Origin of the sequence: Endozoicomonas arenosclerae (genome assembly GCF_001562015.1) — a bacterium.
Taxonomy (GTDB): Bacteria; Pseudomonadota; Gammaproteobacteria; order Pseudomonadales; family Endozoicomonadaceae; genus Endozoicomonas_A; species Endozoicomonas_A arenosclerae.
Map to the genome: position 1 here is coordinate 213,746 of NZ_LASA01000051.1, position 24,509 is coordinate 238,254.

The 24,509-nt window shown below is 48.6% G+C and carries 17 protein-coding genes, 4 tRNA genes and 1 pseudogene; 15 read left to right on the forward strand and 7 right to left on the reverse strand.

The genetic code is table 11. The features are described 5' to 3' along the window. Positions 1-78: 78 nt before the first annotated feature. Both gluQRS and dksA read right to left on the reverse strand, forming a co-directional pair. A complete protein-coding gene (gluQRS, locus tag WG89_RS04060; protein ID WP_062261747.1) occupies positions 79-996 on the reverse strand; it encodes a tRNA glutamyl-Q(34) synthetase GluQRS in 918 nt (305 codons plus the stop codon). Positions 997-1,129: 133 nt separating this feature from the next. Continuing rightward, positions 1,130-1,573: an RNA polymerase-binding protein DksA gene (dksA, locus tag WG89_RS04065; RefSeq protein WP_062261620.1), complete on the reverse strand. Its 444-nt coding sequence runs from the start codon at positions 1,571-1,573 to the stop codon at positions 1,130-1,132. Positions 1,574-1,986: 413 nt separating this feature from the next. On the opposite strand from dksA, the gene sfsA reads away from it, so the two are divergent. From sfsA to WG89_RS04085, 4 genes are all read left to right on the forward strand, one after another. Then, entirely contained in the window at positions 1,987-2,718 is a 732-nt protein-coding gene (gene sfsA, locus WG89_RS04070) for a DNA/RNA nuclease SfsA (RefSeq protein WP_062261623.1), read from the forward strand. 49 nt (positions 2,719-2,767) lie between these two features. After that, a complete protein-coding gene (locus tag WG89_RS04075) occupies positions 2,768-4,948 on the forward strand; it encodes a hypothetical protein (RefSeq protein WP_062261626.1) in 2,181 nt (726 codons plus the stop codon). A 159-nt stretch (positions 4,949-5,107) separates the two neighbouring features. Next, positions 5,108-6,049, forward strand: coding sequence for a Gfo/Idh/MocA family protein (locus WG89_RS04080; RefSeq protein ID WP_062261629.1), 942 nt, complete (start codon positions 5,108-5,110; stop codon positions 6,047-6,049). Further along, complete coding sequence (locus WG89_RS04085) at positions 6,046-7,191, forward strand: DegT/DnrJ/EryC1/StrS family aminotransferase (RefSeq protein ID WP_245662868.1); 1,146 nt, start codon at positions 6,046-6,048, stop codon at positions 7,189-7,191. Before WG89_RS04080 ends, WG89_RS04085 begins: the two co-directional genes overlap by 4 nt. On the opposite strand, the gene WG89_RS04090 is transcribed toward WG89_RS04085, so the two are convergent. Next, positions 7,164-8,198: a ChaN family lipoprotein gene (locus WG89_RS04090; protein ID WP_172806706.1), complete on the reverse strand. Its 1,035-nt coding sequence runs from the start codon at positions 8,196-8,198 to the stop codon at positions 7,164-7,166. The two genes, WG89_RS04085 and WG89_RS04090, sit on opposite strands and share 28 nt — an antisense overlap. A gap of 41 nt (positions 8,199-8,239) precedes the next feature. Between WG89_RS04090 and WG89_RS04095 the strand changes: the two genes are divergently transcribed. Then, complete coding sequence (locus WG89_RS04095) at positions 8,240-9,451, forward strand: FAD-dependent oxidoreductase (protein ID WP_062261635.1); 1,212 nt, start codon at positions 8,240-8,242, stop codon at positions 9,449-9,451. Positions 9,452-9,504: 53 nt separating this feature from the next. Here the strand turns inward: WG89_RS04095 and WG89_RS04100 are convergent, their stop codons facing one another. The 4 genes from WG89_RS04100 to folD all read right to left on the reverse strand — a co-directional run bounded on the left by WG89_RS04100 (position 9,505) and on the right by folD (position 13,055). After that, entirely contained in the window at positions 9,505-10,965 is a 1,461-nt protein-coding gene (locus tag WG89_RS04100) for a hypothetical protein (RefSeq protein ID WP_062261639.1), read from the reverse strand. A 50-nt stretch (positions 10,966-11,015) separates the two neighbouring features. Next, positions 11,016-11,444: an IS1595 family transposase gene (locus WG89_RS31640; RefSeq protein ID WP_245662869.1), complete on the reverse strand. Its 429-nt coding sequence runs from the start codon at positions 11,442-11,444 to the stop codon at positions 11,016-11,018. A 23-nt stretch (positions 11,445-11,467) separates the two neighbouring features. Beyond that, positions 11,468-11,941 (reverse strand): transposase, encoded by a 474-nt coding sequence (locus WG89_RS31645; RefSeq protein ID WP_216638432.1) that lies wholly within the window; start codon positions 11,939-11,941, stop codon positions 11,468-11,470. Between the two features lie 259 nt (positions 11,942-12,200). Then, the gene (folD, locus tag WG89_RS04115; protein ID WP_062261642.1) at positions 12,201-13,055 is read right to left on the reverse strand and encodes a bifunctional methylenetetrahydrofolate dehydrogenase/methenyltetrahydrofolate cyclohydrolase FolD; all 855 of its coding nucleotides are present in this window, start codon (positions 13,053-13,055) and stop codon (positions 12,201-12,203) included. Positions 13,056-13,478: 423 nt separating this feature from the next. Between folD and WG89_RS04120 the strand changes: the two genes are divergently transcribed. From WG89_RS04120 to WG89_RS04165, 10 genes and pseudogenes are all read left to right on the forward strand, one after another. Beyond that, positions 13,479-13,555 (forward strand) — tRNA-Pro (locus WG89_RS04120). Positions 13,556-13,608: 53 nt separating this feature from the next. Continuing rightward, positions 13,609-13,685: transfer RNA gene (locus WG89_RS04125), tRNA-Arg, on the forward strand. Between the two features lie 35 nt (positions 13,686-13,720). After that, a tRNA-His gene (locus tag WG89_RS04130) sits at positions 13,721-13,796 on the forward strand. A 57-nt stretch (positions 13,797-13,853) separates the two neighbouring features. Then, positions 13,854-13,938, forward strand: a tRNA-Leu gene (locus WG89_RS04135). A gap of 230 nt (positions 13,939-14,168) precedes the next feature. Next, a complete protein-coding gene (gene tig / locus WG89_RS04140) occupies positions 14,169-15,509 on the forward strand; it encodes a trigger factor (RefSeq protein WP_062261645.1) in 1,341 nt (446 codons plus the stop codon). A 173-nt stretch (positions 15,510-15,682) separates the two neighbouring features. After that, positions 15,683-16,321, forward strand: a complete 639-nt coding sequence (gene clpP, locus WG89_RS04145) for an ATP-dependent Clp endopeptidase proteolytic subunit ClpP (protein WP_062261648.1) — start codon at positions 15,683-15,685, stop codon at positions 16,319-16,321. Positions 16,322-16,605: 284 nt separating this feature from the next. Then, on the forward strand, positions 16,606-17,895 hold the full coding sequence (gene clpX / locus WG89_RS04150; RefSeq protein ID WP_062261651.1) for an ATP-dependent Clp protease ATP-binding subunit ClpX: 1,290 nt from the start codon (positions 16,606-16,608) through the stop codon (positions 17,893-17,895). 905 nt (positions 17,896-18,800) lie between these two features. Continuing rightward, a complete protein-coding gene (gene lon / locus WG89_RS04155) occupies positions 18,801-21,212 on the forward strand; it encodes an endopeptidase La (protein WP_062261654.1) in 2,412 nt (803 codons plus the stop codon). A 670-nt stretch (positions 21,213-21,882) separates the two neighbouring features. Beyond that, positions 21,883-22,158: pseudogene (locus tag WG89_RS04160) on the forward strand (HU family DNA-binding protein); the annotation flags it as partial. A gap of 319 nt (positions 22,159-22,477) precedes the next feature. Continuing rightward, positions 22,478-24,385 (forward strand): SurA N-terminal domain-containing protein, encoded by a 1,908-nt coding sequence (locus WG89_RS04165; protein ID WP_079253643.1) that lies wholly within the window; start codon positions 22,478-22,480, stop codon positions 24,383-24,385. Positions 24,386-24,509 lie beyond the last annotated feature (124 nt).

Here is a 24,509-nt window from a genome sequence, read left to right on the forward strand (position 1 = left end):
TCCCTGGAACACATCTTTCTCGACAATGGTAGAGGCTAATTCAGCCTCTTATTGCTTTATATATAACACTCCCTTCCTTCAGGATAAAGTCGCCAGCGGAACGGAAGGTTGTTTTGCGACTTTTTCTATCTGCCAGTGTTCGATACCCCAGCTTAGAATATCGGTCACATTGCATCCGTTCAGTCCAGAGTCCGGGTTCTGTCCTAAGGCTTCCAACGCCTTGATCAGCAAAGGTTCTGGCTGATCCAGCGGGATTTCCGGTGCGTGATTTTGTTTGCTCAGTTTGTCGCCATTTTCAAGGGTGATCACCGGCACATGAGCGTAGACAGGAGAATCTGTTTCCAGCAATGACAAAAGATAAATTTGCCAGGGGGTAGCACTCAACAGGTCGTACCCTCTGACAACATGGGTTATTCCCTGGAAGGCATCATCCGCACACACCGCCAGCTGATAGGCAAACAGACCGTCTTTGCGTTGAATAATAAAGTCTCCCAGATCAGGCAGGGCAGACTGGATAGTACCCTGGATTAGATCCTGAAACTCGATGAGGGTTTCCGGGCATCTGACTCTCAGTGAATGAGGTGCCTGGGTGTTGTCTACTTTGTCTCTGCAAATGCCTGGGTACACCCCACCATAACCCTGCAGTTCTTTTCGAGTGCAGGTGCAGGGGTATACAAAGCCTCGGCTTTGCAGATCACGGATAATCTGTTGATAGGCGTCATGACGCTGGCTTTGATAAAGCACTGAGTCATCCCAGTGCAAACCGTAAGTTTCCAGCGACTTCAGAATAAGGTCTGCCGCGCCAGATTGTTCTCTGGGTGGGTCAATGTCTTCCATGCGAACCAGCCAGGTGCCGTTTTGGGAACGGGCATCAAGATAGCTGGCCAAAGCCGCTACCAGTGAGCCAAAGTGCAGAGGACCTGAAGGTGAAGGGGCAAAGCGTCCAATATAGGAGCGCTTTTGATTGGCTATGGTTTTTTCTTTCGCTGCGGACATTTCTATGGTCATAACGCCATAAACAGAAAAGTGATTGATCGCCCGGAGGACAACAAAAGCTCATAGAACAAAAACAGCAAAGCCGCGGATATTGAATACGCGGCTCTGGTAAGAAGTCAGCAATAGCAGGGTATTATTGACCCAGCTGCTTCTCCTTGATTTCAGCCAGGGTTTTGCAGTCGATGCAAAGAGTGGCTGTAGGACGAGCTTCCAGACGGCGGACGCCAATTTCGACACCGCAGGAATCGCAGAAACCGTAGTCCTCTTCCTCAATACGAGTCAGGGTCTTGTCGATTTTTCTGATCAGTTTGCGTTCACGGTCGCGAGTACGCAGCTCCAGGCTGAACTCTTCTTCCTGACTGGCTCGGTCAGCCGGGTCAGGGAAGTTGGCTGCTTCATCCTGCATATGGTTTACGGTGCGATCCACTTCTTCCATCAACTCCTGCTTCCATTGCTTGAGGATGTTGGTGAAATGATCGACCTGTTTGTCATTCATGTACTCTTCGCCTTCTTTCTCCACATACGGAGTGAAAGAACGAAGCAAATTACCTTGATCGGCTTTTTTCTGTGCTGACATGATTACAGCCTCATCACCTTCTCATTAAATAGCCCGACATACTGCTTACCAGGCTTTCCATCCGAATGCCGGACAAATCCGGCTTCCCTGAAAGCTGAGGTCAACACTACGGGTTGCCAGTATACATAACACAATCTGGCCCCTATGCCTCTTGCCTTCCTCACAGAAGCGGTGAAACTACCAAAACCTATGGCAATGCGCCATAAAAAATTGCTTCTGCCGTTGTCGACAAGTGATCACCCACTCATCACATAGTAATCACAAATACGTCATGAGCGAAAGAAACAATTTTTTCGTCACCCTCGAGGGGATGAAAAAATTTTTATTCTTAAACGGTGTTCGGGGAAACCGTCAACTGGCTATCATAGAATGCAATTTTAGAATATCAACGTCTGATTTAATGAAATATTAGTATGAATTTTGAAAAAGATCTTCAGTCTGCCCGCCTGATTCGACGCTACAAAAGATTCATGGCTGACGTTGAGCTGGAAGATGGCAGTACCATCACATTGCATTGTCCGAATACCGGCTCCATGAAAAATTGCCTCTATCCTGGCAGGAAAGTCTGGTATCTCGACTCTGGAAATCCCAAGCGAAAATATCCCTGCACCTGGGAGCTGGCTGAAATTCCCGTGATGTTTGGATCAGAGGAAAAAATCACTCTGGCGGGGCTGAACACCGGTCGTGCGAATAAACTGGTAGAGGAAGCGTTGCTGCAGAAACAGATCCCGGAACTTGTTAGCTACGATAACGTTCGAAGGGAAGTCCCTTACGGTGAAGAAAAAAGCCGTATCGACTTTTTGCTGGAGCAGGATGGCCTGCCGGATTGTTATGTTGAAGTGAAAAGTGTCACACTGGCGGTAGGTGATGGTCTGGGACTGTTTCCGGATTCCGTGACCACCAGGGGAACCAAACATTTACGTGAGCTGATGACCATGGTTGAGTCTGGTAAAAGAGCGGTGTTGCTGTTCTGTGCTCAGCATACCGGCATTGATCGGGTGGCACCGGCTCATGAAATTGATCCCAAGTATGGGCAAGCCATCAAAGAGGCCGCTGCAGCAGGCGTAGAGATTTTGGCTCTGGGCGCTGAGATATCCACAGAAGAGATTACACTGACCCGTACCTTGCCGGTTCTGGATATCTAAAAACCATACTGCCGATAAATACTGAGGAAAACAGCAGTCAGGACGAACAATGAAACCTGATGAGCTTCTGGGTAAGGATACCTGGTCGGCCCTGCAGGCAGGAGCAGAACTGTCTGGAGTGTCTGACCGACAATTCAAAACACGCAAATCCGGCTGGTTACGCTGGCTGCTCAGAATAGTCAGCCCACTGAGCTGGTTTGGCTCAGGGGCCGGGCAGAAAAGTGCGGTCAAACTGATTCATCTTCGTGTGGTTAAGCAGTGCAAGGATGAACGTCTTGCCTCTCTGAAAATGGCGGCTGCCGGCATGGTGCGTATTAAGTCTGTTGCTCTGGGGGGCGAGCTCGTGACTGTCCCATCCAGAACATTGGACCGAAAATGCGTAACCCGGTTCTTAGATTTAAAAGATGCCCCCGCAGAATTGATTCAGAAGATCCCTGATCTAACTACCCGAAACACACTCCGAAAACTCTATTTTCCTGACATTCTGGCCAGCGACCTGGAAAAGCTGAGTCAAATTAAGAAGGTTGCGAGCTCTGACCCGGAAACGAACATTCGCAAGCCTCTGAAAAAATTGTTGGGAGAGTCACTGTACAAGGCTCTTGAAAGCCAGGCGGTGGAGCCTGAGTTGAGCCAATGTGTAGCCAGAATCAAAAGCTCTGGACCGTTCCCCATTAATTCACACCAAGCGGTTCAGCAGAGTCTGGATCAGCTCCTGGTCAGAGTGCACTTGGCTCGACATGGGAAGTTATCCGTTGAAGAGTTGAATTTCTCGTTACAACATTTACTGACGACGCTGAAACGCTATCCATCTGTTCGTTCCGGTATTGCCAGCGGCTTTCTTGGTCAAACTGGTAATGGCGCAACATTCCTGGAAATGGTGAAAGCGTTCAGAAATCCCGGTGTCCAGTTAAAGCCCGTCGAACTCCCCCAGACAGAAAGAGTGCGGCAATTATCCAAAGACAGTTACCGGCCTGAACTGGAAGAGCCCGAGCAATCGCCAGGCCTTCAGAATCTGGGTAACAAGTGTTATTACAACTCTATGATCAAGTTGTTGTCTCATCAGTTTTCTATGGCTGATCTGGAAGCCATGGATAGCAGACCAAGACCTTTGGCTAAGGAAGAGCGGAAGGATAGCGCAGGCTTGCTGAAGCAAAGGCAGGAGCTTTATACCTCCCTGATTACCCTGCTGCGATCGATCAAATTGTGTCGAGCCGGTTTTGTCACTGTCAGTGAGGTGAATGAAATCAATAGGCAGTTTATTCAGCAACTGGGTCGATGCCGGGAGGATCGACTGATCAGCCCCCTATTTTCCGGGGCTACCCAGGAAGATGCACATGAATTTACGCAGGTGGTGAATAAGATTCTCACACCTATGGTTAACCCCAGACTGTCTTATAGCAGTCAGCTGAGAAAAACACTGACATTGGACGGTAAGCATTATGAGGGGGTTGTTGGGAAGAGAAGGGAGAATGTCATTTTTGCAGAAGTGCAGGAAGGGGGGAACGCCCATTTTCGTGAATGTCTGAAGCTGGAGCCTGAAGAACGAAGCTATTTTTGGGAGCCGGGAGACGAGAAAGATGTGGGGCTGAAAGCAGAAGAGATTCTGGCTGATCAGAAAAAAAATGCCAGACAGATGAGTGACAGGCTTCAAGCATTCAAGGTCGAAGTGACTAGAGGGTACGATCCTGATTTTGCTGCTGAAGTGCAGAATATGACATTTAATGCTGAAACCGGCTATTTCGAGCGCAGTCAGACACTGGATGCAGACGGAAAACCCAAAAAGGTGATTCTACCTCCCTGGGTTAAAACCACTTTTGAGCCTGTTTACGAGGCATCGGGGCGATACATGGAAACTGTGATGATGATGCCCAAAATATTCAAACACGGAGGCCAGGGTGGAAGAAAGCTGGCTCGTGAAGGAAAAGCTTTTTTTGAAAGTTGCCTTGAAGGTGTAGAGGTTCCCTTAACAACAAAAGGTCGTCGCAGCCATACCATGAATATGGAAGTGGCCGGTATCAGTTGTCATCAAGGGGGCTGGTATGGTGGTCACTACGTCTACATTGAGAAGACGCCCCGGGGCTGGATGCTTCACAATGATTCTCAGGTCAAAATGATTGGGGATAATCAGGCACTGAAAAGCTATCTGGGTAACAGCTTTACCCCTTATGTTTACCACCTCAAAAAAACAGGGCGGACTGTTCAGTCTGTTACTCACTCTCTCAGAAGATAAAGGTTGTTCACTTTGTTCTCTCCAATGGCTGTTCAGTCAAGACACAAAATAGCGTCTATCTTATAAGCCGAAACGATTTTGAAAGTGTGGGATCGGGTATTCAGAAACCTGAGCCTGCACTTATGAATATGACTTATTAAAACGCTATGGAACCTTTCAATGCTCAGAACCGCAGTAGTCGGGACCGGATATCTGGGGAAATTTCACGCTCATAAATACGCCATGCTGCCGGAGTGCCAGCTGGTAGGTGTGGCTGATATTAATGAAGACAGTGGTCGTTTTGTTGCAAACGAATGTGGCACCGAGTTTTTTCCAGACTATCAACAGCTGGTAGGCAGGGTGGATGCCGTCAGTGTTGCCGTGCCCACGATTCTTCATCACAAGATTTCAAAAGATTTTCTTTCAGCAGGTGTGCATGTTCTGGTTGAAAAGCCCATTACCACCAATCTGGATGAGGCTTATGAACTGGTTCAGATAGCTCGGGAGCAGGAGCTTATTTTACAGGTGGGCTGCCTTGAACGTTTCAACGAAGCCTTGTCAGGTGTAGGGCCCTTGTTGAATGAGCCTCGGTTTATCGAGTCCCATAGGCTTGCGGGGTTCAAACCGCGTTCTATGGACATAAACGTGGTCATGGATCTTATGATTCATGATCTGGATATCATTCTCAGTCTGGTCAACAAACCCTTGATTGATGTGGTAGCCAACGGCACATCGGTACTCTCTGATTTTGTGGATATTGCCCAGGCCCGACTGACCTTCAGCGGCGGTTGTGTTGCGAACATTACTGCCAGCAGGATTAGTCAGAAAAGCAAAAGAAAAATGCATATCTTTCAGGAAAAGTCATGCATCTGCATTGATTTTCAGTCTTTGAACATGTCGCACTTCTATAAAGGAGATGGGGAAATGTTTCCAGGCATTCCCAATATTGAATGCGACGAGCTCAGCTATAAAGACAGCGATTCCCTGCGTCGGGAGATAGAAGATTTTCTCCATTGTGTACGGCACTCAAAAGCGCCCAGAGTCAGTGGTGAAGACGGGCACAGGGCATTGGAGCTGGCTACCCGTATTTCCAATATTATTGATGAGGGGGGAATCCAGTGAGTCTTGAAAACATGATTCCCATGGTGGACACACTGGCATGGCACAAGCCTATTCAGAAGGAGCTGAAACAAGCGGCTACTCGTGTACTGGACTCGGGTCGCTACATATTGGGTGAAGAAGTGGCAGGGTTTGAGCAGGATGTGGCTCACTATCTACAGGCAAAGGAAACAGTCAGTTGTGCCAATGGCACTGATGCGCTTGTTCTGGCTCTGTCTGCTGCTGGGCTGGGACCGGGCGATGAGGTGATCACCACACCTTTTACTTTTTTTGCTACCGCCGAGGCTATTGTACGTGTTGGCGCTACGCCAGTATTTGTTGATATAGAGCCTGAAAGTTTCAACATCGATCCGGCTCGAGTTCAGGCTGCTGTAACGCGTAAAACCCGAGCTGTTCTCGCTGTTCATATGTTTGGGATGCCGGCTCGTATTCAGGAAATTCAGGCGCTGTGTAAGGATCATTCCCTGTGGTTGATAGAAGACTGTGCCCAGTCATTTGGCGCTTGTGTCAACGGACAGATGACCGGCACCTTTGGTGATTTTGGCTGTTTCAGTTTCTTCCCAAGCAAGAATCTGGGGGGATTCGGTGATGGTGGATTAGTCACCGCTCAGAGCGGTGCCATGGCGGAACAGTTAAAGGTTTTGAGAAATCATGGCAGCCGGGTTCAGTACCAGCATGAGTATGTAGGTTACAACAGCAGGCTGGATGAGATGCAGGCTGCTCTGCTTCGTGTGAAGCTGAAACACATTGAGCACTACAACAAAGAGAGAAGAAAGCTGGCTGAATGCTATCGGACTCATTTGCAGGGGGTGGAGGTGTTATTACCTTCTGGCATGGAGCATGTTTATCATCAGTTCACGATTCTTGTGGATCAGCGGGATAATCTGAAAGCGCATTTGGCGAATCAGGGCATAGCCTCTGCGGTTTACTATCCGTTATCACTGCATCAGCAGCCCGTCTTTAAAGATCTAAAGATTACACAGGATCTCTTTGTGGCTGAACAGACTGCCCGACGCTGCCTTTCCCTGCCCATCTTTCCTGGTATGAAAGAGGCGCAGGTCAAGCATGTGGCAAAGGCTGTGTCGGGCTTTTTTGCTGAAGCTTCTGAAAGTCCTGGTTACTGGTTTTCGGAAGCTGCTTCCTGAGCCCCCGGTGCCAGAAGGGGTGAGTTAACCGGTTTTTTTATCCAGATATAGTCGTAATGTTTGTCCATTTTCATCATGGTACTTATCAGCTGCTCTCTGTCCTCCATGGATGAGATCATCAAGACTGAATGGACTCGGGCTCCAGGCTGGGACTTTACAACATAAGGCACAACACCCAGATCTTTGCGGGCATGGAAAGCCCGGGTAACCAGAATGGTCTTCTGTTTCAGAGCCATGAGCATGCGAGCCATAAAGTAATCCTGCAGTTGTTGGGCAGCCATAAGGTAGTTGCCCGTTGCTGGATTCTTTTTCTCTTCAGAAGGGTGTGAAACGTTTAAAATCTTTTTCAGTTCATGGGTTCTGTCTGGATCCAGAACACCACTGACTTCATGGTTCAGCCATTCCTGGGCGGCAGGGTCTTTTAATGAAGTAATGCGGTCTCTGGGAATGGCTGCCGCTACCAGCGGAATATCCGTTTCTTCAACCCATTCAATAATAGGTTTATAGCCACTGATAAGGTGGGGAGCCTGCTTTTCCAGTTGTTCCAGGTAAGTGCTTTCTTCTGAATTGAGTTTGGGCTGCAACACATCCAGTGCCACCACCTGAAGCCATTGTTTGTCGTTGAGTTCCTGCAGTAATCTCAGAAACTCGTGATTGAGCTGTGGGCTCAACTGCATTTCTCCCACCACAATGTAATCGGAGTCCGTCAGACGTGAGACCATGGCAGACTCTTCCACCCATTTGTCCTGCCGGGTGTCCCAGATGGAAAGCCCTTGTTCAGGTGCCTTGGGGGCAGTGACGCAGCCTGTAAGCATCAGGCTTAGCCCAATGGCTGTAAGGGTCAGAAGGATGTTTCGACTCATCATGAAGGCAGTAGGCTCTTTTACTTTTGAATGACTCAGGGTTTCTGCAAAACAGCACCGACAGGCCAGTTTGCTCCTTTCTATAAAGTAGTCGATGACTGGCAGCCAACAATGCAATCTATGCCAGATTGACGGCCAAGACATCAGGTCTATGCTCAGTGCTCCTCGCTCAGAGAGACAGAACATTGAAACACTGGTACCTGGTGATATTGGCTATGACGATTTTCGGTTCTCAAGTTAGCCACTCGGCATCGTTCTATGAACAGCTCCAGGCTGTAGAGTTGGCAGATGCACACGTTGATGCTCTGGGGCAGGTAGAAGCCTCGGGTGATATTGATCGCAAGGTGGTTTGCCTGCGTCCCATGCGCAAAGGTTTACCAAACATTAGTGCCGAAGAGGTGGGAGAACAGGTACGGGTTCATCTTTATGGACATGGTGGCAGTGGTTGGACCTTGCTTTGGGGCAGTGTAGATAAGGCTGTGCAGCTTTTTAAAGAGAAGGCTGTGGCGCATAAGTTCAATGAGCTGGTGCCTATTACGATTGTGGGTGCAGGGTGCATGGGCAAAGCAACAGCCTTATCGCTTTACCATGAGGGCTATCGGAATATTCGAATTATTGCTGAGCGTGATGATAGCATCGCTTCATTGAACTCTACGGGCTATCTGGCCATGGTGTCATTGGCTACTGAGAATGAGTCAGAGAAGAAGCAGGCTGAGCAGCTGGCTATTGATACGCTCAAGGGCTATCAAATGGTGGATAAGGGGACGCATCCTTTCATTAATGAGGGCGTTCACCTTATTGATGTCTACAGTGGTCTGGGTAAAGAAGGAGAAGACGGTCCTCTTGAGACCTATACCGGTATAGAACCCTATGCCGAGGCTGGTTTGTTACCTAAGCCACAAGACGGTGTGGTGAAGTTCTCCACCGGGGTCAGTTATCCGATGCGAAAATTTCAAACCTACTTCATGGACACTCGGGTGTTGATGAAAGCGTTTGATCGAGAGCTTAAGGCCAGAAATATCCCTGTCATTCATGAGACAGTAGGCAGTCTGGAAGACATAAAAACTTATGTTGTGTTTAACTGCTCCGGACTTGGGGCCGCCAAGTTAAACAATGATGATAAAGTCTATCCAAACATGGGGCTTTTGCTGGAGCTGGCACATCAGCCATTGAAGAAACTCGATTACATCATCTACACACGTTACCAGCCACCGGGCACTGCCAAGCGAGTGGGCCCTATGGATAAAGCAGATATCTATTTTATGCCCAGAAGTGGCGGGTTACTGGGCGCTACTTTCGTTGATCATAATGACGGCTCGGACAAAGCTCTGAACGAAAAGCTGTTCACCCGAATTTTGAGAGAAAATAAACAGTTCTTTGGTTATCCGCTGGATTAATGGGATAGCACGGATGCAGTCAGGGTTGAACCCGACTGCATCTATCAGAACAGCTACTCCTCGATTCTGAATTCGATCAGAAAGACTTTCTTTTCCGCAGGGTCGCTACTGTTATAGGGCATGGCCGTCAGGCTCATGATCATGGAATCTTCGTCATCTTCAGAGGGTTTCACCCAGTCGACGCTATAGGTGCTGTATCCGTCAGCCATATGGTTGATGAGTAACTGTTCTGCGACCTCGACGGGCGTCATAAATTTGGACCATGTTTCTCCTGTTGGGTTGAAAGCCAGTTTCAGATAGCTGTATCCGACCGAGCCATAAGTGATGTAGGCCATCTTTTTGTTGTCGGATATACCTACTTTTTTAAAGCTCATTTCATTGTGATCAATATCAGGCAATGGCAGCCAGCAATTGTCAGGGTGTTCCGCAAAGGGTGCATCAAAGTCCAGCAGGTACAGGCAGGTGCCACCACCACTGGAATAGCCCATCAGATATTTTCCAAGATTGGCGTTGATGCCCATATAGAACTGGTCGGTTGTTTTCAGTGCCGGTACCTGAGAGCAGCCTTTACCATCATCATTCAAATCGCAGAGGGTTGTTTTGTGGGACTCATAAGGTTCTTTGATCAGAGTAAAGGGGACACTCAAGGCTGAAGCCTGCCACTTTTCTGATTCCTTTCTGAGCTTGCAAACAGAGCATCCAGTGGCTTCTCCTATCAGTACCATTTTCTTAAACGGGTCCATGACGTAGTAGCTGCCGCCCCAGATGGGATCAACGCTTTCGACAATAGGCCATTCCTTGGGCTCAACACCTTCCTTCATCTGCAAAATATGGTAGTAAGTGGTGTAGTTGTATTCTCCTTTCCCGGCTTCACTACTGAAGGCATAGTGGCTGCCTTTGAGGAAGAAGTCTGTGCTGGGGTGGCTGGTTTTTGCTGGCAGGGGGCGGTTGTCTTCAAGGTTCAGGACATTATTCTTGAAGGTCACGGTCGCGGGCTCAAACTGGCATCTGCCCTGAAACATCAATTTTTCATTGATTGGAAAGCCACCATTGATTTGATAACTGTCTGCCCCGTGAAAATTGATGTTGTAGGGGTAAAAGTATGTACCGTTGCCATTAAATCCGGTGTAGTTCAAAGCTGTTTGAAAACCTGCCGTCAAATCAAGCAGCGTGAGCTGGTGAGTTTTATTGGAGGGCTGATCGACCCAGGAATTGACGAACATTTGTGAGTTGGATAAAGGGTAGGTAAGGGTTGGGTTGAAGTCATCCAGAACAAAGCAATCTGTACTGATATCGACTTCCGGATAATTAAGAAAGTAACTCCCTTTTCTAATGCCTGCCTGGACAGGGGCTATCCGGTAGAGAACACTGTCCAGTTTGTCGTTGGTTTGCCAGCTACCCCACTTATTCGGTGTAAGGGGAGCTTTTGTGGGGCCGGCAATACAGTGGGTTGAGACCAAGGCAGTAAAGGCTGCACCAAAGCCCAACAATCCAAGGTGCTGCATGATTTTCATAACAAACTCCTGAATCCTAAAAATAAAGGCTCTTAATGGATTCCGGGGAGTTATCCAAACAACACTCCCAGAAGACCGGTTAGAGCTGCTTTCCCGCGCTTCTTGATATTGTGCAGGCACTCGAAGAAACCCAAATACAGCGGTAACTTCTCTTGTGATATACCCCGATGAGGACGCAACCAGGAACGCAACAGCGACCAGAACCCCTCCATTGTATTCACATGAATCTCATGAAAACCGTCGCCGTCCTCMTCTCGTGCATATTCACCGGCTCCATGGCAGACAGATTTATGGCCATAACCCCATTCTGCCAGTTCGTTGTAAATCGCGTATTCATCCGTGTACACCAGAGTGCCTGGCTCTATAGTAGCTCTGATCAGTGGCTTGATGGTTGCCCGTTTAACATTGGCAAGCATACGGATCACTACCTGGCCACCTCGCTGAATCATACCAAAGATGGGTGGTTTCTCTTTTTCCAAGGTTCCTCGGCCACGAGCAGCTCTCAGTCTGTTTCTTCGTCCTTTTCGACGTTTTTTTTCACAGCCTCTGGATGACCTTTGTGGCCAGCCACCACATAAACCTCATCACATTCTACCTCACCACTGAGGACTACCTCAGGGCGCTTATCGTATACGGACTGCCTGAGTTGCCGAGTCATTTTTTGTACGTCACTTACGTTCAAATCGAGCTCACGGGCGATCTGCTGATTCGAAAGATTGAGTGACATCAGGTGCAGACAGCTTACCCACACTTTCAAAGGCTTATGGTGTCCTGAAAAAACAGAAAGTGTCAGGTCATCAAAACGACGCTGACATTCTTTACAAGAATATCTCTGTCTGTCAGGCTGTGAATCGTCCTTGCCTTGGCGGGTTATGTCTGAGCTGGCACAGTGTGGGCATTTCACCCCGTCAGGCCAGCGAATCTGGCGTATCTGTTCAAAGCACTTGGCGTTGTCGAGGAGGTCATAAAGTTTCATGACACTTTTGTACAAGAAAACGTCTTCTATTCATAGTCAAATAACTCGTCCTCAACCAGCTCCCCAGAATCCATTAAGAGCCTTTTATCTATTGCTGCTGACTATAGAGACAGGAATGGATAACAGAGCTCTCTTCCTATATTGGATTCTGGAGATTGCGGCTTGTGAAGTCGGAGTCTGAAGGGGCAGGGGAGAGTTGTTGTATGGAGAGAAGGTGAAAAGCTCCGGCCTGTTCTCGGAGCTTTTCAGATAGGGGTGATTAGTCGTGCAGGTGCTCTGCCGCGTACAGTGTGTTTTCCAGAAGGGTGGCAACGGTCATGGGGCCGACACCGCCTGGAACCGGAGTGATCCAGCTGGCTTTTTGTTGGGCGGTTTCAAATTCAATATCGCCTACCAGTCGACCGTCGTCCATACGGTTGATGCCGATATCAATCACGATAGCGCCTTCCTTAACCCATTCACCTTTAACCAGTCCTGGCTTGCCAACCGCAACCACAAGAATCTCTGCTTCGCCCACGACTTTGTCCAGATCGTGTGTAAAGCGGTGAGCGGTAGTAGTGGTGCAGCCGGCCAGCAGTAATTCCATGGTCATGGGGCGACCGACGATGTTAGATGCACCAACAATTACTGCATTCTTACCACGAATGGCTTCGCCGGTGCTTTCCAGAAGGGTCATGACCCCTTTTGGGGTGCAGGGGCGCAGCATGGGGATGCGTTGAACCAGTCGACCGATATTGTAGGGATGGAAGCCGTCTACATCTTTATCAGGGCGAATGCGCTCAATAACCAGGTCGCAATTAATGTGCTCAGGCAGTGGAAGTTGTACGAGTATGCCATCTATGGCCGGATCTTCGTTCAGTTGATCAATAAGACTTAATAAGTCTGCTTCGCTGGTGGAAGCAGGCAGGTCATGAGAGACAGAATGGAAGCCAACACGCTCACAGTCACTTCTCTTTTTGCCTACGTATACCTGGGAGGCCGGGTCATCACCCAGCAATATAACAGCAAGACCCGGTACCCTGAGCCCCTGTTCAATCCGTTGTTTAACACGTTCAGCAATGGAATCTTTCAGTTTTGCGGCAATCGCCTTGCCATCAATGATTCTAGCGGTCATGGTTTTTGGTGGATGCCTGTTAAGCGGACGAGTTCCTCATTTTATCATGGAAGTGGTTCATTGTTCATGAATTGAATAGTCCGTTGCTATTAATATGCAGTGAATGAATAGGGTTAAGATGTTGTGAGTCGATAGTGCTTATTCATGGAGTGACGGACTGGCTTATAAGGAGTGTACGTTTAATAAGTCATATATAAGGTTGAGTCCGTAAAAATGAGTCTTTCTAGGCTAGTCAGCCTGGTACTCCTGTGTTAGATTAGTCGCCGTTCGAGGTGAGGCGGATCTCAAGTCCGGCAGGTCATTGGTTACTCAAACGAGTGAATCAAAACGACGTTGACGAGACACCCGGTTCTGGGTAATATTCGCCGCGCTGCAACGAGCAGCACAATGAACTGACAAGTTGTTGAATTGTCATTCATTATTCGGGGTATAGCGCAGTCTGGTAGCGCGCCTGCTTTGGGAGCAGGATGTCGGGAGTTCGAATCTCTCTACCCCGACCATTTCAATCACTGGTTAAAATGTTGTAACGTTTAACTGAGTGATGACTCATGATGCGCCCGTAGCTCAGTTGGATAGAGCATCCGCCTTCTAAGCGGATGGTCGCAGGTTCGAATCCTGCCGGGCGCGCCATAATTAATTGGCTTTGTTGAAGTCGGTTAGTGCTGGTGGGCGTAGCTCAGTTGGTAGAGCCCCGGATTGTGATTCCGGTGGTCGTGGGTTCGAACCCCATCGTCCACCCCAGTTTGAAAAATGGCTTTGGCCTGATAAGAGTTGAGCAGCATCAGTAAAGTGCTGTAAGCGGATGTGGTGGAATTGGTAGACACGCTGGTTTTAGGTACCAGTGCCGCAAGGCGTGAGAGTTCGAGTCTCTCCATCCGCACCAGTAAACGATACGGGGATAAGCTTGCTTATCCCCGTTTTTGTATTGGAAAAACAACCTGGGGAAATCGTGCAGGTTTTCTGCCACTAGTCCGCAGTCCCAGCTTGCTGGTGAGGCGTGAGAGGGGCGGGTAGTCTGTTTGTGTGATTAAGGTGCAACCTATAAGTACTTTTGCTAGTCTATGCGCCTTTGTTCCATACGTACGGCAACTCAGGTTTTATTGAGGAACGCAAATGCAAGTCTCCGTAGAAACGACTTCCGGTCTGGAGCGTCGCCTGACAATTACAATCCCTGCTGACAAGATCGATGGGGAAATCAACAAGCGACTGCAAGATCTGTCTCGTCGTGTTCGCCTGGATGGTTTCCGTCCTGGCAAGGTACCTATGAAGGTCGTTAAGCGTCGTTATGGCCTGGGTGCTCGTCAGGAAGTACTGGGTGAACAGATGCAGCAGGCATTTGTAGAAGCTGTAACCCAGGAAAACCTGAATCCTGCAGGTGCCCCTCGCGTTGAGCCTAAGGGCGACGAAGAAGGCAAGGATTTCGAATTCGTAGCGATCTTTGAAGTTTACCCGGAAATCGAAGTGGGTGACTTCGCAGGTGTTGAAATTGATCGTCCAGTAGCAGAAGTTTCTGATGCTGATATTGACGAAATGGTTGAAACTCTGCGTACACAAAGCAAGACCTTTGAAGATGTTGAGCGTGCTGCTGAACAGGGTGACCAGATCGTATTTGATTACGTAGGCACCAAAGGCGGTGAAGAGTTTGCCGGTGGTAAAGCTGAAAACTCTACTCTGGAACTGGGCTCTGGCCGCATGATTCCAGGCTTCGAAGACGGTCTGGTAGGTGTGTCTGCCGGTGAAGAGAAGACTCTGGAACTGACCTTCCCTGAAGACTACCACTCAGAAGAACTGAAAGGTCAGGCTGTTGAGTTTGCCTGCAAGGTTCACCAGGTTCAGGCCGCTACTCTGCCAGAACTGAATGATGAGTTCTTCGAGCGTTTCGGCGTGACTGAAGGCGGCGAAGAAGCTTTCCGTACTGAAGTTCGCAAGAACATGGAACGCGAACTGCGCCAGGCCATCAAAGGCAAGGTGAAGAACCAGGTTATGGACGGTCTGCTGACTAGCCATGAAATCGAAGTGCCTTCTCCTCTGGTGGCTCAGGAAATCGACCGCATGCGTGAGCAGGCTGTACAGCAGTTTGGTGGTGCTCAGGGTGGTTTCGATCCTAAGCAGCTGCCTGCTGAACTGTTCGAAAAAGACGCCAAGAAGCGTGTAGCTCTGGGTCTGCTGGTAGGTGAAATCGTCAAGCAGCGTGAAATCAAGGTTGATGACGATCGCGTACGCACCATGATTGAAGAAATGGCCTCTGCTTACCAGGAGCCTCAGCAGGTTGTAGACTGGTACTACAGCAACGAAGAGCAACTGTCTCAGGTTAAGTATGTTGTTCTGGAAGAGCAGGTAGTGGATACTGTTCTGGAAGCAGCCAAGGTTTCTGAAAGCGAATGCAGCTATCAGGAAGCGATCAAGCCGGCTGCTCCTGAAGAAGCGGAAGCTTCTGAAGAAGAACAGGCCTGAGGTTAGAGCGTCGTCTAAGGTTTTGGCGCGCGCTGCCGTATAAACGCCTTGTGCGCGTTGATAATGTTCGTCACCATAGAGTGATGCATTATTCAGGTTAAACCATGACACGTTACGCGACCCGCCCTATGCGGGTCGTTCCTCTTCGACTTGGCAAGGAGTTAAGACAGGACATGTCCAGACTGATCGAAACGCAATCCGTGGCAATCACCAATTCCGGCCTGGTACCTATTGTCGTTGAGCAGTCCGCCAGAGGTGAGCGTTCCTACGACATCTACTCACGTCTGCTCAAGGAAAGAGTGATATTCCTGGTGGGTCAGGTTGAGGATCACATGGCCAATCTGGTCGTGGCTCAGCTGTTGTTCCTTGAATCAGAGAATCCTGACAAGGATATCCATCTTTATATCAACTCTCCGGGTGGCTCTGTAACAGCGGGTATGTCAATTTATGACACCATGCAGTTCATCAAGCCCGATGTTTCTACCATGTGTATTGGTCAAGCCTGCAGCATGGGCTCACTGCTTCTGACAGCGGGCGCTAAAGGCAAGCGATACGCACTGCCACATTCCAGAGTGATGATTCATCAGCCGCTGGGTGGTTTCCAGGGACAGGCGTCCGATATCGCCATTCACGCCCAGGAAATTATCACCATTAAAGAGCGTCTGAACCAGGTGCTGGCCCATCATAGCGGGCAGCCCATGGAAGTGGTCGAGAAAGATACTGACCGTGATAATTTCATGAGTGCTGAGCAGGCAATGGAATATGGCCTGATTGACAAGGTACTGAGCAGTCGTATCCCGACTGACAAGTGACCCAAGTCTGAAATACCATCTGGCAGAAATCTATTAGAATAGATGAAGGCTGTCAGGTGGTGCTTTCATGGAGCAGTCTGCGTATACCGGTAAACCCATAGGCCGGACTGTGACGGAATACACTGAATCCATGACTGTTTCTGCCTGATGTACGAAAAACAGGTCTGATTGGCTTACGGTTGACTGTTTTTCTGCAATTTCTCCTGTTTGACACTTGAAAATACGCCCCAATGCCTGCATCTTGTTTTTTATGACAGGTGTTGTTCCTACAACAGGGTAATCGAATGACCGACGAAACTAGCGGCAAGGGTGAAGATAACGGCAAGTTGCTGTACTGCTCTTTCTGCGGAAAAAGTCAGCATGAGGTTCGCAAGCTCATTGCCGGCCCTTCCGTATTTATTTGCGATGAATGTGTTGACCTGTGCAACGACATTATTCGTGAAGAGATTCAGGACAGTGAAACCGAGACTTCATCCGACAAGTTGCCGACACCCCGGGAAATCAAGGATATTCTCGACGAATACGTGATCGGTCAACCGCGCGCTAAGAAAGTGTTGTCGGTGGCTGTATACAACCACTACAAGCGTCTGCGTTACGGTGACAAGAAAAAAGATGACGTAGAGCTGGGTAAGAGTAACATCATGCTGCTCGGACCTACCGGTAGTGGTAAGACACTGTTGGCCGAGACGCTGGCAAGATTGTTGAATGTTCCTTTCACTATTGCTGATGCCACCACTCTGACCGAAGCCGGTTATGTGGGTGAAGATGTTGAAAACATCATTCAGAAGCTGCTTCAGAAGTGTGATTACGATGTAGAAAAGGCCCAGGTGGGTATTGTCTACATTGACGAGATTGACAAGATCTCCAGAAAATCAGACAACCCTTCCATTACCCGTGATGTGTCCGGTGAAGGGGTTCAGCAGGCTCTGCTGAAACTGATTGAAGGAACGGTAGCTTCTGTACCTCCTCAGGGTGGTCGTAAGCATCCTCAGCAGGAATTCCTGCAGGTTGATACTTCCAATATCCTGTTTATCTGTGGCGGAGCTTTTGCTGGCCTGGACAAGGTGATCAGGGATCGTACTGATAAAGGTGGTATTGGTTTCTCTGCTGAAGTGAAGAGTAAAGACGACAAGAAAGATCTGAGCGAAACCTTTAAAGAGGTAGAGCCGGAAGATCTGGTGAAGTTCGGTCTGATTCCGGAATTTATTGGTCGTCTGCCCGTTATCGCTACATTGGAAGAGCTGGATGAAGAAGCGCTGGTGCGCATTCTGACCGAGCCTAAGAATGCCCTGACCAAGCAGTACGCAAAATTGTTTGAGATGGAAGACGTAGACGTAGATTTCCGTGAAGATGCTTTGCGTGCGGTAGCCAAGAAGGCTATGGAGCGTAAGACCGGTGCACGTGGTTTGCGATCTATTCTTGAAGGTGTTCTGCTGGATTCCATGTACGACATTCCTTCTGAAGAAACGGTGTCCAAAGTGGTCATTGATTCTTCTGTGATTGAAGGTAAGTCGGATCCACTGTTGATCTACGAGAACACAGAAGCTCAGAAGGCTGTGCCTGATAACGGCTAAAGCTCGTTCTGATGTTCTGAAAAAAAGCCCTGCTCATTGCAGGGCTTTTTGCTATTGGCTTTCTGGATTTTTAAGCCGGGCGTGATTCTGGTGTTATTTCACAGTGGTCTTTCCCATGCTCTTCGATAACCTTTCGGAGAGAGCGGTTTTTGTTTCTGGTTTTAGTTGGCTATAAATCGGATCTGCAATGTCAGGAATAAAGCCTCTTACCTTATTTTTTCTTGCATGAAGATCTATTGTCCGGTTGTCATCCGTATAAAACAGCATGTCCGTTACCTCGAGAGATGGATTGATTACTCGTTAATGAATCTTCAACAACTGTCGTTCTTTAGGTAAGCCTGATTGTTATGAAGGCGAGCGGGGCTGAATGTTTTCTCAGTGCTGAAGTTCGTTTTTAGTACTCTAATACCATCAAAAATCTGAATGGGTGATATAAGTCAGTTTGCAGGTATGCAGTGAGTTGCAATGGGTATTCGTTCAGTCAGTGTTCATCATCAGTGACTAAGTGCTAATGCTAGTGAATACTCCGTTCATCCTGAGCTTGCCGTAGGGTGCTGGTAATGAGCTTCGACGGAAAGGCATGAGGTTTAGCGCTTAGCTTAAATGGCACTAATGTTTATTAAATATTGAATGAAACAGAATGCAGACCGAGAAGAGGGTGTTGTTTGGATTTTGATTGAGAAAAAATGACTGATCGGAAGGAAGATGTAAGGTGGGATGTCTGATTCATACCAATCTACCATAGTTTGAAGCGATAAACACTATTGTAATTTCCGCAAAAAAAAAGCATCTTAAGCCTTAAGGAAAGCCGCTTTTTTCACAGGAAAACGGGCGGGCTTGAGCCGTTCCGGAGCTTTATAATACCGGAGTCATGTATGTCTAAACGCCGTAAAGGGGACTGAGTCATGGATAACAACGATACTTTGCATCTGTCAGAGCCCTTTGAGCTGCCATTGCTTCCGTTAAGGGATGTGGTGGTGTACCCGCACATGGTGATCCCACTGTTTGTTGGGCGTGACAAATCGATCCAGGCGCTGGATCTTGCTATGGAACAGAATAAAAAGATTCTTCTGGTGGCCCAGAAGAATGCCCAGGTGGATGATCCTGCTGTGGATGATCTGTTTGAGGTGGGTACACTGGCCAGCATCCTGCAGCTGTTAAAACTGCCAGACGGTACCGTTAAGGTGCTGGTAGAAGGTGAAAGTCGAGTCAACATTAATCGTCTTGATGAGCAGACCGATTATGTGATGGCCGAAGTGCAGGAGCTTGTTGAGCCTGAAGTGGGTGAGCGCGAATCTGAGGTTCTGACCCGTTCGCTGATGTCCCAGTTTGAACAGTATGTTCAGTTGAGCAAGAAAGTGCCTTCTGAAGTACTGTCTTCACTCACCGGTATCAATGTGCCATCTAAATTGGTCGATACCGTAGCTGCCCACATGCCCATGAAGATCGAAGACAAGCAAAAAGTGCTTGAGGTCGAAGATCTGGGTGAAAGGCTCGAATACCTGATTGGTATCATGCAGGGCGAACTTGATTTTCTTCAGGTTGAGAAGAAAATCCGCGGTCGCGTTAAAAAGCAGATGGAGCGCAGCCAGCGCGAGTACTATCTGAACGAACAAATGAAGGCGATCCAGAAAGAATTGGGTGATATGGATGAAACACCCAATGAGCTGGATGAGCTGAAGCAGAAGATTGATGATGCCGGGATGCCTGCCGAGGCGAAAGAGAAGGCCATGGCAGAGCTGAACAAGCTCAAGATGATGTCACCCATGTCGGCAGAAGCGACAGTGGTTCGTGGCTACATCGACTGGATGATCGGAGTACCCTGGAAGAAGCGCAGCAAAGTCCGTCATGACATGAAGCGTGCCCAGGATATTCTTGAAGAAGAACACTATGGTCTGGAAGAGGTTAAAGAGCGGATTCTTGAATACCTTGCCGTGCAAAAGCGTGTACGCAAGATCAAGGGCCCTGTGCTCTGCCTGGTAGGACCTCCAGGTGTAGGTAAAACCTCTCTGGGTGAATCCATTGCCCGTGCAACAAATCGTAAGTTTGTGCGTATGGCTCTGGGTGGTGTTCGGGATGAAGCTGAAATCCGGGGGCATAGAAGAACCTACATCGGTTCCATGCCGGGCAAGCTGATCCAGAAAATGGCCAAGTCCGAAGTGCGTAACCCGCTCTTCCTGCTGGATGAGATTGACAAGATGGGTTCTGACATGAGGGGTGATCCATCCTCCGCTCTGCTGGAGGTGCTGGATCCTGAGCAGAATAACTCATTCAATGACCACTACCTTGAAGTGGACTATGACCTGTCAGATGTTATGTTTGTCTGCACGTCCAACTCCATGGATATTCCAGCACCTCTGCTGGATCGTATGGAAGTGATCAGGATTCCGGGTTACACCGAAGATGAGAAGGTGAATATTGCTCAGCGTTATCTGGTTACCAAGCAGATCAAGAACAGTGGTCTGAAAGCTAAAGAGCTGGCCTTCGAAGAAGACGCCATTCGTGATGTGATTCGCTACTACACCCGTGAAGCCGGTGTACGTGGACTGGAAAGGGAAATTGCCAAGATCTGCCGTAAAGCGGTGAAAGACGAAGCACTTTCCGCTGAAGAACGTCATGACAAGGTGACACCTGAGTCTCTTGAGTACTTCCTGGGTGTTCGCAAGTTTAGCTTTGGGAAGGCTGAAGATCAGGATCAGGTTGGTCAGGTTACCGGGTTGGCCTGGACGCAAGTGGGCGGTGAATTGCTGACTATTGAATCCATGGCTGTGCCTGGTAAAGGGCAGATCACCAAGACAGGTTCTCTGGGTGATGTGATGCAGGAATCCATTCAGGCTGCTCTGACGGTGGTTAGAAGCAGGGCTCAGACACTGGGCATCCCTGAAGACTTCCATCAGAAGAACGATCTGCACATCCACGTACCTGAAGGTGCTACACCAAAAGACGGTCCAAGTGCAGGTATTGGTATGTGCACCGCGCTGGTGTCTGTGCTGACTGATATCCCGGTAAGAGCTGATGTGGCAATGACCGGTGAGATCACCCTGAGAGGTCAGGTGTTGGCCATTGGTGGTTTAAAAGAGAAACTGCTGGCCGCGCATCGTGGTGGTATCAAGACCGTGGTAATACCGGAAGAGAACCGACGCGATCTGAAGGAGATCCCTGAGAACATTAAGGAAGATCTGGAGATTGTTCCGGTGAAGTGGATTGACGAGGTGTTGGAAATTGCCTTGCAATACATGCCAACGGCCAATGAAGGTCCGGTTAAGGGCGTTAAAGCCAAGACGGAAGAGCAGGGCAGAGCGATCAAAACCCATTGATCGGACTCTGATAAATGTCTCTGGAGGCCAGCACTTGTGTGCTGGCCTTTTTTGTTTCTGGTTAACTCTTTTTTACTCTTCCTGCAGTGGTCAGTGATGCTGTAATGAGATAGGGGCAATCCTCTGCTTTTCCGGATACTGAACTCGGATTTTGTCGGCCTGGGTCGTAGTTTCTGAGTGCTTTCGTCCTTATTTGAGCAGAAATTGTTAAATAGTGCGGAGGTGCAGTATTGACGGGCGTTTCCGTTGTTGACAGTTCCCACTGGCCATTGGTATAAACAGCGACTACTTCTACTATGTAGGTTCTGGAATGGTTCTGGAGCCTCGGTGTTTGTACATATCGGAACTAACCGCGTTATTCATTTAATTCTGTTTGTATTCTTGCCCTGTTCCAATTTACAGGGTGGGGTTTTCAACAGTTTTTCGAGGGTTTCGCGGCCGTTTTGTAATAAACAGGGAACTGCTGTTAACTGTTTGACTGGTACACGTGATCAGATTAAGTAGAAAACAGCAGAAATTAACGGGTGACCTGCGCTATTGCTTGAGTTTTCAGCTAAAATCACGCAGCATAGCAAAGCGCCCGTTGGGTCTGGTATCTGGGGCAGTACGCCTGTCTTCAGTACCAACTAGCTATTTTTGGCTATAAAAGCATCGTACAAAGAAGGGGAATAGAGTGAACAAGTCCGAGCTGATTGAAGCAATTGCGGCATCTGCTGACCTTCCCAAGGCTGCCGCTGGTCGTGCCCTGGACGCCATGATTAACTCTGTCACCACTGCACTGAAAGATGGTGAGCAGGTTGTCCTGGTTGGCTTTGGAACATTCGCTGTGAAAGAGCGTGCGGCTCGTACTGGCCGTAACCCTCAAACCGGTGAGCCTATTGAGATTGCCGCTGCCAAGATTCCTAGCTTCAAGGCTGGTAAAGCTCTCAAGGACGCGGTTAACTAATCACGCGCCTGGGATGAAGTCCTGAGACTTCAGAAAACCACAAAGGAACTGTGGCAAGAATCTGCAGTTGTTCTCATCAAAGACTGTCAATTTTTTGCTGCTTTCCGAAAAGGCGCATCTTGTGATGCGCTTTTTTTGTTGGTAGGACCTGAAGCTAACGCGGTCATCTACATAGCTGCAGGTGACAGGTCTTATCTACTGCACCTGATGCTTTTTTCTCGATCAGAGGGGAAGGCTGAGTTACAGACACAAGGCCCGAACATCAGGTTCGTGTCTCTATGAATATAAAGCTAAAGCGAGCCCGGAACCTGAGGTTAGTATGCTCCAATCAATGAGGGATAAGGCAAAGAGCTGGGTAACATTTATTGTTGTCGGCATCATTGCTTTCATGATGGCGATCACCGGTCTGGAAACACTGGCGCCAAATCCTAATAATCCTAATGTCGCTACCGTTAACGGCGAAGATATCACCCGTGCCCAGTTGACCCAGTCACTGGAGCAGCAAAGAAGAATGCTGATTCAGCAGATGGGTGATCAGTTTGACCCATCCCTGATTGATGAAAACCTGCTGAAAGAATCGGTTCTCCAGTCCCTGATTGATCGCACTCTGCTGCTGCAGGAAGCCAAAGACGGTGGCATGGGTTTGGGTCAGAAAGAACTGGACGCCATGATCATCAGCATGCCTGAGTTCCAGCAGGACGGTAAGTTCAACCAGGATCGTTTCATGATGATGGTCCGCAGCTTTGGTATGTCTCCTGCCCAGTTCCGTGTACTGCTAAGTGACGAAACTGTTCTGGCACAGATTCAGGCGGGTGTTGCCGGTACTGAGTTCGTCACCCAGTCTGAAATCAACAGATTAACTGCTCTGGAAAACCAGAAACGTGACATCGCCTGGTTAACTCTGGACGTTGCCAAGATCCGTGAGAGTATCGAGCCTACTGAAGATCAGATCAAAGCCTACTATGAAGCCCATGGCGATCAGTACATGACCCCGGAGCAGGTAGAAATCAGCTTTGTGGAAATGGATAAGGCTTCCTTGGTCAATGGTCTGGATGTGGATGAGCAGGACGTCAAAGATGAGTACCAGCGTCGTCTTCAGGACATTGAAGAGAATGCAGCTGATACCCAGACAGTGTCTACTATCCTGATCCAGACTGGCGAACAGCGCTCAATAGAAGAAGCTCGCAAGATTGCCAGCGAAGTAGAAGCCAGGCTGAAGGCTGGTGAAGACTTTGCCAAGCTGGCTGAAGAGTACTCTGATGATCCTGTAACTGCCTCTAAAGGGGGTGATATGGGTGTTGTTCAGCCTGGTATCTTCGGTGACGACTTTGACGACACTGTAGCCAGCCTGGAAGCTGGTCAGGTATCTGCGCCTGTAGAAACTGACTTTGGTATGCAGATCATCAAGGTAACTTCCCGTGAAAAACCGGTTATCCCTTCTTTTGACGATCTGAAAGCCGAAATCGAGAAAGATCTGAAGAATCAGGAAGTTGAGACCGCTTATCTGGATAAAACCCGTCAGCTGGCGGATATCAGTTTTGAAGCATCTGATCTGGCTCAGCCAGCAGAGCAGCTTGGACTGACCATTCAGGACGCAGGTCCATTCACTCGTCAGGGGGGTACTACTGAAGTTACTTCCAACTCTAAAGTCATTGCTGCCGCATTCGGTGATGATGTACTGGAACTGGGTGCCAACAGTGAGCTGATTGAACTGAGCCCTGAGAAGGCCATGGTTCTGAGAGTCAAGAAGCATCTCAAGCCTGAGCTGCGTCCTCTGGATGATGTGAAAGACAGTATTGTTCAGGCTATCAAAATTGAAGAAGCCCGTGATCAGCTGGTCAGTAAGGCAGAAGCCATCCAGTCCAAACTCGCCGCCGGTGAAGCCGCTGAGAAAGTAGCTGAATCAGAAGGTCTGAAGTGGACTGAGAGCAAAGCGATTGCCAGAAGGCAGCAGGGTGTTCCTCAGCAGCTGCTGACAGAATCCTTCAAAATGCCTCATCCTGAGTCCGGAAAAGCGACTTACGCTTCTTCTGAACTGAGTAATGGTGACATTGCTGTGATCGCATTGACCAAGGTTATTGAAGGTCAGCCTAGCAAGTCTGACGCTGCTCGTGATCGTATGATGGCCAACTACATTGCCAATGGTAATGGACGTAATCTGTTTACTGAGTACGTTAAGAGCCTGAAAGAGACCGCCAAGGTCAAGATCACTAAAGAAGAAGAGTAAGAAGGCAGGTTAATTCCTGCTGATTTACTCAAACAAAAACCCGGCATTTGCCGGGTTTTTTTATGGTGGGTTTGTCAATTTAATCGTTAACTGAAGCATTATTCATTGCAGCAGCTGTCCTACA

What these genes read in the sequence shown, in the direction of transcription:
- WG89_RS04075 (WP_062261626.1), top strand. Translation starts at nt 2,768, where the DNA reads ATGAAACCTGATGAGCTTCTGGGTAAGGATACCTGGTCGGCCCTGCAG.
- tig (WP_062261645.1), top strand. Translation starts at nt 14,169, where the DNA reads ATGCAAGTCTCCGTAGAAACGACTTCCGGTCTGGAGCGTCGCCTGACA.
- WG89_RS04080 (WP_062261629.1), top strand. Translation starts at nt 5,108, where the DNA reads ATGCTCAGAACCGCAGTAGTCGGGACCGGATATCTGGGGAAATTTCAC.
- sfsA (WP_062261623.1), top strand. Translation starts at nt 1,987, where the DNA reads ATGAATTTTGAAAAAGATCTTCAGTCTGCCCGCCTGATTCGACGCTAC.
- WG89_RS31645 (WP_216638432.1), bottom strand. Translation starts at nt 11,941, where the DNA reads ATGAAACTTTATGACCTCCTCGACAACGCCAAGTGCTTTGAACAGATA.
- WG89_RS04165 (WP_079253643.1), top strand. Translation starts at nt 22,478, where the DNA reads ATGCTCCAATCAATGAGGGATAAGGCAAAGAGCTGGGTAACATTTATT.
- clpX (WP_062261651.1), top strand. Translation starts at nt 16,606, where the DNA reads ATGACCGACGAAACTAGCGGCAAGGGTGAAGATAACGGCAAGTTGCTG.
- dksA (WP_062261620.1), bottom strand. Translation starts at nt 1,573, where the DNA reads ATGTCAGCACAGAAAAAAGCCGATCAAGGTAATTTGCTTCGTTCTTTC.
- lon (WP_062261654.1), top strand. Translation starts at nt 18,801, where the DNA reads ATGGATAACAACGATACTTTGCATCTGTCAGAGCCCTTTGAGCTGCCA.
- gluQRS (WP_062261747.1), bottom strand. Translation starts at nt 996, where the DNA reads ATGTCCGCAGCGAAAGAAAAAACCATAGCCAATCAAAAGCGCTCCTAT.
- folD (WP_062261642.1), bottom strand. Translation starts at nt 13,055, where the DNA reads ATGACCGCTAGAATCATTGATGGCAAGGCGATTGCCGCAAAACTGAAA.
- WG89_RS04090 (WP_172806706.1), bottom strand. Translation starts at nt 8,198, where the DNA reads ATGTCTTGGCCGTCAATCTGGCATAGATTGCATTGTTGGCTGCCAGTC.
- WG89_RS04100 (WP_062261639.1), bottom strand. Translation starts at nt 10,965, where the DNA reads ATGAAAATCATGCAGCACCTTGGATTGTTGGGCTTTGGTGCAGCCTTT.
- clpP (WP_062261648.1), top strand. Translation starts at nt 15,683, where the DNA reads ATGTCCAGACTGATCGAAACGCAATCCGTGGCAATCACCAATTCCGGC.